Origin of the sequence: Pseudomonas sp. (genome assembly GCF_028293835.1) — a bacterium.
Lineage (GTDB): Bacteria > Pseudomonadota > Gammaproteobacteria > Pseudomonadales > Pseudomonadaceae > Aquipseudomonas.
On the sequence record NZ_JAQGNX010000017.1, the window covers coordinates 20,939 to 35,241 of the forward strand.

Annotated in this window: 14 protein-coding genes and 3 pseudogenes; 8 read left to right on the plus strand and 9 right to left on the minus strand. The window is 56.9% G+C overall.

The window, feature by feature from the left end; translation table 11 throughout:
• The first annotated feature begins 31 nt into the window (after positions 1-31).
• Positions 32-1,513, plus strand: a complete 1,482-nt coding sequence (locus JWR17_RS02430) for an efflux transporter outer membrane subunit (protein WP_299827948.1) — start codon at positions 32-34, stop codon at positions 1,511-1,513.
• Between the two features lie 7 nt (positions 1,514-1,520).
• On the opposite strand, the gene JWR17_RS02435 is transcribed toward JWR17_RS02430, so the two are convergent.
• Both JWR17_RS02435 and JWR17_RS02440 read right to left on the minus strand, forming a co-directional pair.
• Positions 1,521-2,225: a slipin family protein gene (locus JWR17_RS02435; RefSeq protein WP_299827966.1), complete on the minus strand. Its 705-nt coding sequence runs from the start codon at positions 2,223-2,225 to the stop codon at positions 1,521-1,523.
• Positions 2,226-2,281: 56 nt separating this feature from the next.
• Complete coding sequence (locus JWR17_RS02440; RefSeq protein WP_299827949.1) at positions 2,282-2,869, minus strand: NfeD family protein; 588 nt, start codon at positions 2,867-2,869, stop codon at positions 2,282-2,284.
• Positions 2,870-3,067: 198 nt separating this feature from the next.
• Between JWR17_RS02440 and JWR17_RS02445 the strand changes: the two genes are divergently transcribed.
• Genes JWR17_RS02445 through JWR17_RS02455 form a run of 3 tightly spaced genes read left to right on the plus strand, consistent with a single transcriptional unit; the run spans position 3,068 to position 6,975 of the window.
• Complete coding sequence (locus JWR17_RS02445; RefSeq protein WP_299827950.1) at positions 3,068-3,745, plus strand: (2Fe-2S)-binding protein; 678 nt, start codon at positions 3,068-3,070, stop codon at positions 3,743-3,745.
• A complete protein-coding gene (locus JWR17_RS02450) occupies positions 3,745-4,728 on the plus strand; it encodes a xanthine dehydrogenase family protein subunit M (protein WP_299827951.1) in 984 nt (327 codons plus the stop codon). The genes JWR17_RS02445 and JWR17_RS02450 overlap by 1 nt, the downstream gene beginning before the upstream one ends.
• 15 nt (positions 4,729-4,743) lie before the next feature.
• Complete coding sequence (locus JWR17_RS02455; protein ID WP_299827952.1) at positions 4,744-6,975, plus strand: xanthine dehydrogenase family protein molybdopterin-binding subunit; 2,232 nt, start codon at positions 4,744-4,746, stop codon at positions 6,973-6,975.
• Between the two features lie 63 nt (positions 6,976-7,038).
• Here the strand turns inward: JWR17_RS02455 and JWR17_RS02460 are convergent.
• The 3 genes and pseudogenes from JWR17_RS02460 to JWR17_RS02470 form a co-directional block, all read right to left on the minus strand.
• Positions 7,039-7,373, minus strand: a pseudogene (locus JWR17_RS02460) (DUF2388 domain-containing protein).
• 30 nt (positions 7,374-7,403) lie between these two features.
• A complete protein-coding gene (locus JWR17_RS02465) occupies positions 7,404-7,976 on the minus strand; it encodes a DUF3313 domain-containing protein (RefSeq protein WP_366944129.1) in 573 nt (190 codons plus the stop codon).
• Between the two features lie 143 nt (positions 7,977-8,119).
• Positions 8,120-9,010 (minus strand): annotated as a pseudogene (locus JWR17_RS02470) (outer membrane protein transport protein); the annotation flags it as partial.
• A 9-nt stretch (positions 9,011-9,019) separates the two neighbouring features.
• On the opposite strand from JWR17_RS02470, the gene JWR17_RS02475 reads away from it, so the two are divergent.
• From JWR17_RS02475 to JWR17_RS02490, 4 genes are all read left to right on the plus strand, one after another.
• Positions 9,020-9,991: a hypothetical protein gene (locus JWR17_RS02475; protein ID WP_299827953.1), complete on the plus strand. Its 972-nt coding sequence runs from the start codon at positions 9,020-9,022 to the stop codon at positions 9,989-9,991.
• The gene (locus JWR17_RS02480) at positions 9,952-10,434 is read left to right on the plus strand and encodes a hypothetical protein (RefSeq protein WP_299827954.1); all 483 of its coding nucleotides are present in this window, start codon (positions 9,952-9,954) and stop codon (positions 10,432-10,434) included. The genes JWR17_RS02475 and JWR17_RS02480 overlap by 40 nt, the downstream gene beginning before the upstream one ends.
• Positions 10,365-10,889, plus strand: coding sequence for a hypothetical protein (locus JWR17_RS02485; protein ID WP_299827955.1), 525 nt, complete (start codon positions 10,365-10,367; stop codon positions 10,887-10,889). The genes JWR17_RS02480 and JWR17_RS02485 overlap by 70 nt, the downstream gene beginning before the upstream one ends.
• 178 nt (positions 10,890-11,067) lie before the next feature.
• Entirely contained in the window at positions 11,068-11,568 is a 501-nt protein-coding gene (locus tag JWR17_RS02490; RefSeq protein WP_299827957.1) for a hypothetical protein, read from the plus strand.
• 121 nt (positions 11,569-11,689) lie between these two features.
• Here the strand turns inward: JWR17_RS02490 and JWR17_RS02495 are convergent, their stop codons facing one another.
• The 4 genes and pseudogenes from JWR17_RS02495 to JWR17_RS02510 form a co-directional block, all read right to left on the minus strand.
• Positions 11,690-12,364 (minus strand): DUF3313 domain-containing protein, encoded by a 675-nt coding sequence (locus JWR17_RS02495; protein WP_299827959.1) that lies wholly within the window; start codon positions 12,362-12,364, stop codon positions 11,690-11,692.
• Positions 12,365-12,489: 125 nt separating this feature from the next.
• On the minus strand, positions 12,490-13,164 hold the full coding sequence (locus JWR17_RS02500) for a hypothetical protein (RefSeq protein ID WP_299827961.1): 675 nt from the start codon (positions 13,162-13,164) through the stop codon (positions 12,490-12,492).
• Between the two features lie 15 nt (positions 13,165-13,179).
• Positions 13,180-13,377 carry a DUF2092 domain-containing protein gene (locus tag JWR17_RS02505; protein WP_299827968.1) on the minus strand — a complete coding sequence of 66 codons (198 nt, stop codon included), beginning with the start codon at positions 13,375-13,377 and terminating at the stop codon, positions 13,180-13,182.
• A 92-nt stretch (positions 13,378-13,469) separates the two neighbouring features.
• Positions 13,470-13,997 (minus strand): annotated as a pseudogene (locus JWR17_RS02510) (DUF2092 domain-containing protein); the annotation flags it as partial.
• Between the last annotated feature and the right edge of the window lie 306 nt (positions 13,998-14,303).

The following is a 14,303-nucleotide window of genomic DNA, read 5'->3' on the forward strand; positions in this document are numbered from 1 at the left end:
TCTCCCCTATTGGCCCTTCGAGGACCGGACAATGAATGCTTTGGCCTATCGCTTCAAAAACCGGCGGTTGTTTGCGCTAACAGCATTGTTTGTGGCCCTGGCAGGCTGCACCGTCGGCCCGGATTATGAAAAACCCGGGAACACCTTGACCGCCGAATTCGCCAACAGCGCGTTGCTGCAACAACGGGTAGGCGAAACCCCGGCGCCGTCGCTAGACACGTGGTGGACAGGTTTCAATGACCCTGAATTGACACGGATTATCCAGCGCGTGCTTGAGCAGAACCTGGACCTTGCGGTGTCGATGGCGAGGGTCGATCAAGCCCGCGCTGCCGCCCACGAAGCCGGCGCAAACCGCTTGCCCCAAGGTAGTCTGGATGCCCAGGCGGTGCGTCAGCATCAATCGGAAAACAGTGCGCTGGGCAAAATCGGCAGCGCGTTCCCTGGCTATGACCGTAACCAGACCCTTGAAACCATCGGCGCCGGGGCCAGTTGGGAAACTGACCTCGCGGGGGGTCTGCAGCGCGGTGAAGAAGCTGCCGTTGCACAAGCGCAAGCCGCCACCGCGAGCCATGCAGGCGTGCGTATTTCGGTGGCTGCCGAAGCCGCCGATGCGTACTTTAGGGTCCGAGGCGCGCAGCAACGCATAGCCCTTGCTCAAGAACAGGTGCACACCGAAGACAATCTTTTAACGCTGGTGCAAGCACGTATGGCCAGCGGTTTGGCCACCAGCCGCGAGCAGGCCCAGGCCCAGGCTCTGGTGTTGCAAGCGCGCGCCACCGTTCCACCGTTGCGCACCGAACTGGCCCTGCAACTCAACCGCCTGGACGTGCTCATGGGTGTCCAACCAGGGACTTATTTCCAAGAGCTGGTGGCCAGTTCGCAAGCGTTCAGCGTACCCACTATCGGCGACACGAGCAGCCCTGCAAGCCTGTTGCGCCGACGGCCTGATGTGATCGCCGCCGAGCGCCATCTGGCTGCCTCCAATGCGCGAATAGGTGAAGCGGTATCTGAGTACTACCCTAAGGTGTCACTGGCCGGCTTGCTTGGGTTTGAAAGTCTGAAAAGCGGCGAACTGTTTTCCGCCGCCTCGTTTCAACCGCAAGCGGTGATTGGCTTGCACTGGCGCCTGTTTGATTTTGGCCGGGTTGATGCTGAAGTCGCCCAAGCCAAAGGCGCTAACGCCGAGGCCCTGGCTCAGTACCGGCAATCCATGTTACGCGCCACTGAAGACGTCGAGAACGCTATCGTGACGCTGACGGAGCTAGAGCAGCAACGGGTCGAAGTTGATCAGGAAGTCGCTGCGCACCAGATCGCCCGCGGTGCCGCCCAGGACGCCTACAAGGGTGGCGCCATCAGCCTGGTTGAGGTGCTCGACGAAGACCGCTTGTTGCTAACCGCCCGCGATCAACTGGCACAACTGCACGCCGATGACGCCCGCGCCGCCGTCGCGACGTTCCGTGCGTTGGGCGGCGGTTGGTCTCAGAAAACCGGAACCGTGTCAGCTAAAAACTGAAGGGTGCTTACGGCTTAGGCGCCAGGTTTGCCATGCCCTGCAGCAATTCGATGGGCAGCGGAAAGACAATGGTGGTGGTTCGATCATTAGCGATCGAGCCCAGTGTCTGCATGTAACGCAACTGCATGGCGCCGGGCTCGCGCCCGAGCACTTCAGCGGCTTCTGCCAGTTTTTGCGAGGCTTGCAACTCACCTTCGGCATGGATGACCTTGGCCCGGCGCTCCCGCTCGGCTTCTGCTTGTCGGGCGATGGCGCGGATCATGGATTCGTTCAGGTCCACGTGTTTGATCTCGACGTTGGCCACTTTGATGCCCCATGAATCCGTTTGAGCATCCAGGACCTTTTGAATGTCTACGTTGAGCCGCTCGCGCTCGGCGAGCAGTTCGTCCAGCTCGTGTTTTCCCAAGACCGCCCGAAGCGTGGTCTGCGCCAGTTGACTGGTGGCCATCAGGAAATCTTCGACCTGAATGATCGCTCGCTGCGGGTCGAGCACTCGAAAATACAGCACCGCGTTCACCTTCACTGAGACGTTGTCGCGGGTAATTACGTCTTGTGGCGGTATGTCCAGAACGATGGTGCGCAGGTCGACACGAACCATTTGCTGCACCACGGGAATCAGCAGGATCAAGCCAGGCCCTTTCACCTGCCAGAACCGTCCGAGCTGGAACACCACCCCACGCTCATACTCACGCAGGATGCGAAACGTTGACATCGCCACCAGCAGCAGTAGCAACAGCAACGTGCCAAAGCCCAATTGCACAAACATGATCAGTCTCCCCGTTGAGGCGTTTCGGCTATCGGTGTGACCTCGAGCATCACCCCGCGACGCGCCACCACCCGGACCCGTTGCCCGGTATTGAGCGGCGCCTGACTCAGCACCTGCCAGCGTTCACCTTGCAGTTGCACCCAGCCACCCAGCGGGTCGTCAGGTTGCAGTGCAGCGATGATCACGCTGCTGCCCACCAGACCGGCGTCTCCGCTGACGATTTGGCGTTTGCGTGACTTAAGCGTTGCGGCCACCAGACCCATCAGGCATACCACGCCAATCGCCGCCGCACTGACGACCATCGGTAATTCAAGGGTGAATCCCAGGACATCAGTGTTCAGCAGCAGTATTGCCCCCACTATGAAAGCGACGATGCCGCCAAAACCAATGACCCCGAAACTCGGCACAAATGCCTCGGCAATGACCAGCGCCACACCGAGTATGACCAAGGCAACACCGGCATAGCTGGCAGAGCCAATGACATCGTCCATGCCAAATACCAGCACATAGCTTCCCGCCGCACCTGCTGCTGTTGGCAGCCCAATCAGACACATCAACACCAGCCAGCAGCGCCATCCGCAACCGTTCAAAAAGGATCCTCCTGAACACATATGATAGACCGCTGTCATTTATTTTAGTTGACGCCAGCCACTCAGGAGCTTTTCCTGCTTGCTATGGGGGTTTTAATAGGTCGTCCGTCAGAAATATTCCCGTTCGGACCGGCTGCCTTTTACGGGTAATGACCGAGAACTAAGCTCTGCCGACCGTTGTTAAAGAGGATCACCTCAATGACTGATGAATATGACAAGCGCGGCAAACCGTCTGCGCTCCCGCAATTGCACGACCTTGCGACCCCTTCCCGCCGCAACTTTCTTAAATCCGTAGGCGTTTCCAGCCTCGCAGCGGCCACCTCGCCGCTCTGGTTGCAAGCGGCGACCCAGGTCCAGGCTGCGACTGCCGAGGACTTGCCTGCAGCGCCCGCGCCGGGCGAACGGCGCATGCTGCTAAACGTCAATGGCAGCCCTCATGCATTGAATTTGCCGGCCAATGCCGTTTTGCTGGATGTACTACGCGACCGTCTGAGCTTGACCGGGACCAAAAAGGGCTGCGATCACGGCCAGTGTGGGGCGTGCACCGTGCATGTGAATGGCCAATCGGTGAATTCATGCCTGTCTTTGGCAGCAATGCATGAGGGCGATGAGATCACCACCATCGAAGGGCTGGCTCAAGGGGGCGCGCTGCATCCGGTGCAGGAAGCTTTCTGGGAACATGACGCTTACCAATGTGGCTATTGCACGTCGGGGCAGATCATGAGCGCCGTGGCAATCTTGAAAGACAGCAACATTGGCAGCGATGACGCCAGTGTTCGCGAAGCCATGAGTGGCAATATTTGCCGCTGCGGAGCCTACAAAAACATATTGGCCGCCGTGCAGTCTGCGCGCAGCAAAATGAAGGAGATCGGCTAATGCGAACCTTCAATTATGTGCGTGCCGACAGCATCGAGCATGCAATCACTTACCACAGCCAATCCGACTCGGCATTTTTTCTTGCCGGCGGCACGACCCTGCTGGATCTGGTCAAGCTTGATGTCATGCGGCCCGTTCAGGTGATTGACGTTAATCATCTTTCGCTCAAGCAGATCAGCCCGCTCGACGATGGCCGAGTGCGCATCGGCGCGCTGGTCAGCAACACGGCCTTGGCCCATGACGAGCTTATTCGAACGCACTATCCGGTGCTTTCGCAGGCGCTGCTGTCAGGCGCAACCACCCAGCTGCGCAACAAGGCCACCACCGCAGGCAACGTCATGCAGCGAGTTCGTTGCGACTATTTCCGAGACGGTGTGTCGCCCTGCAACAAACGCGAACCGGGATCGGGTTGCTCGGCCATTGAAGGGCAAAACCGCAGTGTGCACGCGGTGTTGGGAACCAGCGACCAATGCATCGCGACGCACCCTTCCGACATGTGTGTAGCCATGGCGGCGATTGGCGCCACGGTTCAGGTGCAAGGTCCCAAGGGGGTGCGGGAGATCGACTTCCTCGACTTTCACTTGCTGCCTGGCGCTACGCCGTCCAAGGAACATGCTTTGTTACCTGACGAAATGATTACCCATGTGGTACTGGATGCGCCCTTGGCTAACAGCCGCTCGGGCTACCTGAAATTGCGCGACCGCGCTTCCTATCAGTTCGCGTTGGCCTCCAGCGCGGTGATTATCGTGCTTGATGGTAATACCGTGCGTGATGCGCGGATCGCCATGGGCGGCGTGGGCACCAAACCCTGGCGCGCCATGGCGGCCGAGCAGTCGTTGAAAAATGCACAATTGACGCCAGAGGCCCTGGCAAAAGCCGCCGCCATCGCACTCCAGGGCGCAGTGCCTTACGGCCATAACGCGTACAAGATTCCCCTGGGACGACAAGCGATTATCCGTAATCTCGAAACGTTAACGGCTTAGGCGGAGGACGATTAAATGAGTGAGCAAATAATTGGCGGCAGTCCACGCCGGGTTGATGGACGCCTGAAAGTCACCGGTACCGCGATGTACGCGTCCGACCACCATCTGCAGAACATGGCGTACGGCTATGGTGTCTTCAGTACCATCGCCAGCGGCAAAGTCACCGGCCTGAACCTTGATGAAGCGCGCAAATCCCCTGGGGTGATCGATATTTTTCACTCCGGGCATTTTGCCGAGGTGTATCACACCGACCCGGTCCCCAGTTCTCCGGCCAACATATTGACCAGCAGCAAAGCTGACGAAAACCGTCTGCCCTTCGAGGACGACACCGTCTATTACGCGGGGCAATTTGTAGCGTTGGTGGTGGCCGATACCTTCGAACATGCCCGCGCTGCAGCGTATAAAGTGTCGGTCAGCTACAGCAAAAGTCCGACCGTTGCCAACCTTCAGCAAGGCCTTAAAGCCGGGGCACCCAAGGAGGGCGGCCGTGGTCATTCCCGAGGCGATCCTGAACCGGCATTTAACCAGGCCGCGCATTCCATGGACGCCACCTATACGACACCCGTCGAGACCCACAACCCGATGGAGATGCATGCAACGGTCGCGTATTGGGAGAATGGGCATTTATATGTTTACGAAGCCACTCAAGGGGTGGTTGCGCATCGTAATGCGTTGTCGCGGATTTTTGGCCTGTCCCCGGATCGAGTCGAGGTGAGAGCCCCTTTTATTGGTTCTGGTTTCGGCGGCAAGTTATGGATTTGGCCGCACTCTGTGGCGGCTTGCGGCGCGGCAAAAATGCTCGACAGACCGGTGCAGCTAGTGGTGCCCCGGCAACAAATGTTTACCACGACCGGGCACCGGCCTGCGACTCAGCAGCGCGTTCGATTGGCCACTGACCCTCAGGGCAAACTGCTTTCCGTGCGTCATGAGTCAATTAATACCACGTCGTTTACCGACCAGTACGTAGAGAACTGCGGCACCTCTACGCGCAGTCTTTATAGCTGCGCCAATGTATTAGTCAGTCAGAAAACCGTTGAGGTGAATCACGGCACACCGACGTCCATGCGCGCACCCGGCGCTGCGCCTGGACTGTTCGCGCTGGAATCGGCCATGGACGAAATGGCCGAGGTGCTCAAGATGGACCCGGTGGCGTTTCGCAAACTCAACGTGGCCGACCGCGACGAGAGCCAGAATTTGCCGTGGTCCAGCAATCACCTACAAGACGCTATTGACCAAGCCGCTGAGCGTTTTGGCTGGCAGCACCGTGATCCGCGCAACGGCGTCATGCAGGACGGTCATGAAAAAATCGGCTACGGCATGGCGGCCTGCAATTGGGATGCTTTTCGCACCCCTGCGGAGGCTCGGGTTTCGTTGCGTGCTGACGGGACCGCGTATGCCATCTGCGGTGTGCAGGATATCGGCACCGGAACTTACACCGTGATTGCCCAGGCCGTGAGCAGTTTGACCGGGATTGCGCTGGATAAAATTGAAGTTGAGCTCGGTAACTCGTCCTTTCCACCCGCCCCGGTTTCAGGTGGATCGTGGGCGACGGCCAGTGTGTTACCTGCCGTTGCCGAAGCCACACGGCAAGCAATCGCTCAGCTGAAAGCCTTTGCGACCAGCAAGCGCGGAGCATTTGCTGGCGCCAATGCAGACTCACTCAGTGTCGAGAACGGAAACCTCAAGGGTGCTGATAAATCCATGGCGATTGCCGATGTGCTTAAGGCTCAGAAGCTCGCCAGTGCTGATGGCCAGGCGCATACGGGGATGGCAGAAACTGACAAGTATTCGTTCCGGTCTTTTGGAGCGCATTTTGTCGAAGTGCGCTGGGATCCGGGAATTTCCCGCTTACGGGTCGCCAGGGTGGTAAGTGCTATTGATGTTGGGCAAGTGATCAATCAGAAAACCGCCAGTAATCAAGTTGAAGGCGCTATCGTCATGGCTATTGGAATGGCTATGTTTGAAGAGACCGAATATGACGAGCGCAACGCGATGCCGGTCAACAATAACTACGCAGAATACGTAGTGCCCGTTCACGCAGATCAGCCCGAAGTGGACGTGATACTGCTTAATTACCCCGACTACAAACTCAATGAATTTGGTGCGCGGGGTATTGGTGAAATAGGAGTGACTGGGCTAGCAGCTGCTATCGCAAACGCGGTGTATCACGCCACGGGTAAGCGGGTGCGTGATTTGCCGATTTCGATGGAAAAACTGATGGAGGAGGAACCCATGTTGCGGGCCTGACGGGGCGTCCATTCGGTGCGCCGATCCATGCTCAATGTCCATGATCGGCTACCGGACTACAGCTTATTCAGGTGCTACTACAATAGCCTCGGCAATTTCCAGGTCGGTTCCGACCATACGATGATCCTGGTCGCGAAAGTACCCGAGCGCCTGTTCAAGAGCCGCGCCGCGGATTGCTCCATCACTGGCGACAAAGCTTGTAGCATCGCCCCGTGCCATCTCGATTATTTTCTTGTCGTTACCGCTGGAAGAAGAGACGGTGTCGGTGGTGGCGTCGCTCGTACCTTTCAGCGCTTTCCCGGTAGCATTCAGGGTCATACGAAACTGGTTGCGCAGGCCCCAGTCGCGGTAGCTACAAGCACCGCAGCAACGCCCAAGGTCCGTAGTCGGAACTTCATTGCAATACTCCTTCCGCTAAGACGCGAGGGTTATCTGAGGAACGCGCTCATGTCGCTTGTGAGAGCGTTGATCGCGGCTTTGAAATCTTCCGTGGTGATTGTTTGCGAACTGTTGCTCAAGGTCTTACCAAATATCTTGCGTACTACTTTGACTTGCGGCATCCCTGTCTGGGCATCTACCAGGTCAGCTTCAATGTACAGCTCGGTGTTCTGATCGCGATGGCCCGTCGCAGCCATGGTTGCCCCGACTACAGCTGAAATCGGAATAATTTCATACCAATGCATTCCCTCGTTCGACGCGCTGACACCCGTAATGGCAGCGTGCATGATCAAGGTTGGCTCGCCAGCAGGCGCCTGCTGCAAACTACTGACTACGCGGTAGCGCTGGCTGAGTGCTGACTTGGCATTGCTGGTCATGTAGGCCTGTAGCTCGTTAATGGTTTTCATGTTCACCCGATCCGTCGGACTCGGTGTTGGGTACAGGTCAAGCTGTTTGAACACGACGTTGTTGTAATTGCCCGGCTGAAAGCCCGGCGCTACCCAGCGCAAGGTTTCCTGACCACTGGCAGACTTGGTTTGTTGTAAGCCGCTGTAACTAGTCAAATAGCCTGAAAACTTTCTTGCTCGGTAACTTCCGAGACGCATCCCCCAAGCACAAAGCTACTGACTACAGCACCTGCCACCCATTTACCTAATACGTTCATGCTGATTATTCTCGCTGGGTTAAAAAGGGTTGGCTTCAAACGTCAAAACCGCCAAGTCATATGGCCGGTCAAACTCTGTAGCCATGCGTTGGTGAAAGAGCCGGAGATACGATCCCCGGACAACGGTTTGCTCTGGTCCGTGGACAGATCACCCATCCAGACGAGTGGTGGACTGCGCACCGAAGCGTGACGTGTCTATGTTTGCGTAGATGTCACCGAACCTGGACCAGTCTTGCCAGTGATCGTGGCCAGCAACGCCCATTGCGGGTCCAACTGTTGGTACAGGCTGAGCGTCGCTGTCTGGGGAACCGTAAGATCCAGACTGGTATTGGTTCCGTTGAGCCGATTTACCAAAGGGCCACTGCCGTGCACCGTCAGGCCGTCCTCGAAGTCCAGTTTGACTTGGCTGGTGTAGGCCAAGCCGATCCGTGTGCCAGGTCGGGGAGAGTAAATCACCCCGACATTGCCGCCCAATCCCCACGTATTGGCGTGGTACTTGTATTGCCCGTCAGAACGATCGGTTATCTGCAGCGGACTTTGGTCGATGTTGGCTTGAGTCTGGAGCATGCCGTACATGGCTTTGATCCCTACGCCTACCGACCATTGATCGTTGAAGCGATACGCCACGCTGGGAACGAACGACAAGCCGCCGATGCTGCCGTATTGGGCAGAATAGCGTCCGGACCAGTTGTTCTTGTAGTCGAGAGCCAGACCGAAGTCGGCGTAGTTGCCGAAGCCAACACTCCATTGGTCATTCAGTTTATGACTAATGAAAAAACTCGCGCCCGGCGTTGGGTCAACAGCGTTGCCACTTCCGCTACCAGAGACATTGGTGTCTGAGTCGGCGTCAAATTTCACATGGCCGTAGACTACTTGAGCGCCCGCCGATATCTGTGTGCCCTCTAGATAACTTAAGCCCGCTGGGTTACTGGAACAAAATCAATGCGCCAATACCTATCGCGTTCAAGCTTGCTCATGCTGTGCTTGCTGCTATTCGCTGGGGTAGCCTTGGCCCAAGCGCAATCCCTCTCTAAATCCGAACCGCCCAGCCCACCCTGGCCTCAAGTCATCACCGACGGCGCATCAACCCTGACCGTTTACCAACCACAACTCGACAGCTGGGACGGCTATACGCTGCAGGCCCGCTCCGCCGTGGTAGCGTCGGATAAAAGTGGTGCCACTACGTACGGGATTGTGTATGCCAGTGCCCATACGTTGGTAGACAAAGCCACTCGTTGGGTGTTGCTGGATCAATACAAAATAACCAAAGTCGACTTTCCCGACACACAACCTCAAACCGCTACCTGGGTTGCGCTGCTTGAAAAGGACGCTGCGGGGCGCAAAAAAACCATCTCGCTCGACCAACTGGAAGCGGCCATGGGCACGGTTGAAGCCCAGCAGGCATCTGATAGCGAGCCTTTAGAAAACAATCCGCCGACGATTATCACCAGCTCGTCACCTGCCATTTTGGTCTACGTCGATGGGGAACCCACTTACCGGCCAATGACAGGCACCGGGTTTGAACGGGTGATCAATACCCGCCCACTGCTGCTTAAAGATTCCCACGGCACGCACTTTTTGCATGTGTTTGATGGCTGGATGGTCGCCGATGGCGTCTCTGGCGAATATGCGCCACTTGCCAAGCCTGCGGCTGATTTGGCGAAGGCCATGAAAATTGCGGTCGACAGCCGACAGGTCGACTTGCTCACCGGGCAAGCTGGCCCTGACGAAAAAGCACCCTCGTTAGCAAAAGGCCCCGTCCCGCACATTTTCATCGCCACGACACCAACCGAGCTTATCGTCACAGACGGCCCGCCCAACTGGCAGCCGATCCAGGGCACGCAGTTGCTCTTCGCACAAAATACGACTGGCATTTGTTCAAGGAGATCGGTGATCAAAGCAACTATGCGCTGATCTCAGGACGTTGGTTCAAGTCCGCCGATATTTCAGGCCCATGGACCTTTGCCGCAGCGAATGAGCTGCCGGCAGACTTCGCCAACATCCCTGATGACAGCCCGAAAGAAAACGTTAAAGCCTCGGTCGCTGGTACACCTCAAACCAAGGAAGCGGCCATCGCCGCATCGATTCCGCAAACGTCGGCTATCGATAAAACCAAGGTCAAGATGAGCCCTCCGCAATTCGACGGCGAGCCTCAACTCAAGGCGATCGAACATACATCGCTGCAATACGTTGTGAATACCGCTACGCCGCTCATCATGATCGACGCCCAACACTGGTACGCCGTAGAGAACGGCATCTGGTTCGTCGCCCCGACAGTGCAGGGCCCATGGGCCGTTGCGACAATCGTCCCTGCGGCACTTTACTCAATACCGCCCAGCTCTCCCCGCACTACGTGACCTACGTGAAAATCTACAACAGCACCGGCAACATCGTGGTGGTGGGTTATACACCCGGTTACCAAGGCACAACGGTTGACCCGGTGAGCGGCGTTGTTGTGTATGGCACTGGTTATCGGTATACGCCATGGGTCGGCACGGTCTGGTATGGGCCACCGGTGACCTATGGTTTGGGCGTGGCGGTTCGTTATACCCCGTGGACCGGGTGGACCTTTGGATTTGGCTTCGGCTGGAGTTCAGGTGGCAGCACCATTGCCGTGGGTTGGGGCTGGGGTGCTTATCCATGGTGGGGGCCATATAGCTGGGATTATGCCTGGGGACCCCGACTCTATCCGGCGCCTATCGCTTGGGCCGGTGCCGCGTACGGATATCGCGGTGGCGTGGGGGCGAGGCGGTTGGGCGGGCACCACGGGCAACATCTACGGTCAATGGGGATCGCGTGCCACAGTCAGTAAATATTCAGCGGGATATAACGCGTGGACCGGGAATCGTTGGGCGACCCAAGTCGGTACCTCTTATAACTCACGCACGGGCGTTTCTGCTGCGTGTCAACGTGGCGCGGCACACAACGTTTACACCGGCGATTACGCTTATGGTGGAAGTGGAGTCGCTGTCGGAAAGAACGGTGCCGCAGTGGCTGGGCAGCGTGGAACTGTCGGCAATACACGTACCGGCAATCAAGTGTCGGCGAGCCAAGGTGTGGCCTATAACCCGAACACCGGCAAAAGCACTAATTTCGCCAGTATCAACGGCAAGAACAGTAGCGCGGTGCGAGTCGGTGACAATGTTTACGCCGGGAATGACGGTAAGGTCTATCAAAAAACCGACAGCGGTTGGGAGCAGAAGACCGGCAACGGGTCCAACCGCCCGCCTCAAGCAAAACCACCCGCCCAGGGAACCCGACCTTCTCCAACCCAGCCACCGGTGACGCGCCCTCCACAAACGCCCCCGGGTTCCACGCCACGGCCCGCCACTGCTTCTACCAATACCGGTAATGGCAACAGCCAGTATCAAAACCTGGACCGCCAATCGGCTGCCCGCGGCCAGGGTGAACAGCGCACGAACAATTATCGCTCGTCGTCGCAGTCTATGGCCCGGTCTTCGGGTGGTGGTGGCGGATTTCAAAGACGGTAAGGCGGCGATAAAATGAGACTCGTTGCGCCTAGCCCAGGAGCGGATCGATCTAGTGCGGGCTTGCCAGGCCCGCGAGGGGTTATGTCCCAAAGAATAAATGCGACGCGTTCGAGGCGCCAGGTTACCGAATAAACGCCTGCAAATCACTGGTCAGCTTATCGATTGCCGCTTTGAAGTCATTGGTGGTGATGGCCTGGCTGGCGTTTTTCAACTGCTGACCGAACACTTTACGCACGACTTTGGCCACGGTTTGATTGTTGCTGGTGTCGATCAGTTCGGCTTCAATAAAAAGCGCGGTGTCCTGATCCCGGTGACCAGTCGCGGCGGTAACGGTGCCTACCACGGCCGCAACGGGAATCACCTCATACCACTTCATGCCTTCGTTCGAAGCGCTGACGCCGGTGATCGCCGCCCGTAGGACCAATGTTTTTGAACCAGGAGGTGCTAGTTTAGGGTTCGAGACGATCAGGTATTTTTGACCCAACACACCCTTAGCTTTGTTGGTCATGTAACTCTGCAGCTCATCCAGAGTTTGGCGATTGACCCGCTCATTAGGCTGCGGCGTCGGGTACAACTCCAACCGACTGAAAGCCACCACATTGTAGTCATTCGGATTCCAGGAAGGGATTACCCAGCGCATAGCCTTTTCGCCACTGGCAGTGGTGACTTCTTGCAGATTGTTGTAGTTGGGCAGGAAGCCGGAGTATTGCTCGCGCTCGGTAACTTTTGAGGTACAACCGCCGATCAACAGACTAGTCAGTGCTACACCGACAAACAGTTTTCGGGACAGATTCATAGTGTCGCTCCATGCTTTGGTTTATTGCGGCATAGGCACTACGGTGTAATACACACCGTTCGCGCCGTAGAAAGGCTGGACCCAGGAGTTACCGCACTCGTAGTAAGTGAAGCTGGAGCGGGTCTTTAATCCGCATCCAGGGGAAGAGTGACGAAGGTTGAGCCCATGGGCATGGTGGGCGGCGCGGAGCCCGTCATTCCCGCGTTATAGCCTGCGCCATAGGCGTTATTGTTAGCGCTCTGGTTGGCAGCAGTGGCGATCGCAACACCTGCTGCTATGCCCACGGCGGCAGCAGCAGCTGGATTCACATTATTGTAGGAACCACAGTTGTAACATCCGCTGCTGGCGTACACCGCCGTCGGCGCGTGGTAATAGCTAGTGCCGTTATAGCTGGAGTTGGAGGTTGGCGGGTGATAGGCCGTCGTGCCATAACCATTCGCATGGTATCCGGCGGCACTTGCTCCATTTTCACCATTGGCGTGCCACGAACCTTCGCCACCAGATGCTGTACCGCCTTCGGCCCCGGTGCCATGCCAAGCCCCTTGACCACCGGATGCAGTACCACCTTGTTCGCTTTTCCCGCTCCAACTACCGCCGCCGCCTGAGGCGGTTCCTCCTCGATTACTTTGGCCACTCCAACTGCCACTTCCACCAGAAGCCGTGCCAGCATCGCCCGAGTGACTCCAAGAGCCGCCGCCACCTGATGAGTGCCCGTAACTGGAAGCATGCGACCACGCCATCGCTTGATTACAGATCGGCGCCGTGATTAAAAAACCGATCAGAGCCCATATTCCTTTCATGATTCAGTTCCTCACTCAGGGGGTCGCAACCGGTGGTTTAACCCCGTCCGGGGCGCGCATGTCTGGAGGCGGGGCAAACTTGATCCGCTGGGCCTGGTCGATGTTCTGCGGCTTGAAGAACTCTGCAGGTAACGCTGAGCTGAGCGCCCAATCGCTAAACGCGATCTGATGTCGGGACTGAGTTGGATCGTCAAGAAACACGGCGCGTAACATGCGTGGGAGTTTGTCTTTAGCACCGATCCAGCCTGAACGAATACGGTGTCGGTGGTGTACGCAATTACATCCGTCGTGGTGTCGCCAATCACGGTTGACTGACCGATATAAAACGCCAGGCGCATGTCCCTGGACAGGTCTTGATAGGGATTTGCCACGATTACATCGGTAAACGGAAAATAAATTGCAGCACGTTGGTAGGCGGCCTCCAGGGTTGCATCGATGGTGGACGGCGCCTCTGCTTGCGCCAGTAGATTTTCCTTCGGGGCGAAGGCATAGGCTTGCTTGCCATCGTAATAAAACTCGGTCGCCGGACCGTCTCCGGACATCAATACACGTAGATGATCAGGTCGCTGCAAATTGACCTGCGCCACCGTGCTATAGGCTAACGGTGGTCCAAGTCGGCTGGGTTTTTCATACGTAGTGATGGCTTTGAAACTCATGCCCTGGGTGCCAGCCAACTTTGCACTCATGGCCTTCAGCACTTCCAACGCTTTTGGCTCTAATTTGATCTCTGCCCTTGAATCGACGGGTGTTTCTGCCGCATGGAGGGATGCTACGAACAAGCTGATCAATAGAACGAGCGGATTCCAACAGACGCGCCGAGAAAATCCAAGCATCGTGTTCTCCACAGAGATCAGATTGAATTAGAGCCTAGCAAAGGAATAAGAAATGGGATGAGTATATTATTTTTCATTTGGACGCCGAAATCAGCTTGGTTGGAGATTTACTGATTACTGCTACTCGGTGTCGAAAGTAGTCTGGCGAAAACGTGTTTCCGTGCGACTGATCTTTAATTGCACACAAACAAAACCCCTGAACGCGTAAGCGATCAGGGGTTCTGGAAGTTAATCTTGACGATGACCTACTCTCACATGGGGAAACCCCACACTACCATCGGCGATGCATCGTTTCACTACTGAGTT

Coding starts and splice junctions, on each gene's coding strand:
- JWR17_RS02430 (WP_299827948.1), top strand. CDS start 32: ATGAATGCTTTGGCCTATCGCTTCAAAAACCGGCGGTTGTTTGCGCTA.
- JWR17_RS02435 (WP_299827966.1), bottom strand. CDS start 2,225: ATGTCAACGTTTCGCATCCTGCGTGAGTATGAGCGTGGGGTGGTGTTC.
- JWR17_RS02445 (WP_299827950.1), top strand. CDS start 3,068: ATGACTGATGAATATGACAAGCGCGGCAAACCGTCTGCGCTCCCGCAA.
- JWR17_RS02450 (WP_299827951.1), top strand. CDS start 3,745: ATGCGAACCTTCAATTATGTGCGTGCCGACAGCATCGAGCATGCAATC.
- JWR17_RS02455 (WP_299827952.1), top strand. CDS start 4,744: ATGAGTGAGCAAATAATTGGCGGCAGTCCACGCCGGGTTGATGGACGC.
- JWR17_RS02475 (WP_299827953.1), top strand. CDS start 9,020: ATGCGCCAATACCTATCGCGTTCAAGCTTGCTCATGCTGTGCTTGCTG.
- JWR17_RS02485 (WP_299827955.1), top strand. CDS start 10,365: ATGGGCCGTTGCGACAATCGTCCCTGCGGCACTTTACTCAATACCGCC.
- JWR17_RS02495 (WP_299827959.1), bottom strand. CDS start 12,364: ATGAATCTGTCCCGAAAACTGTTTGTCGGTGTAGCACTGACTAGTCTG.
- JWR17_RS02500 (WP_299827961.1), bottom strand. CDS start 13,164: ATGAAAGGAATATGGGCTCTGATCGGTTTTTTAATCACGGCGCCGATC.
- JWR17_RS02505 (WP_299827968.1), bottom strand. CDS start 13,377: ATGTTACGCGCCGTGTTTCTTGACGATCCAACTCAGTCCCGACATCAG.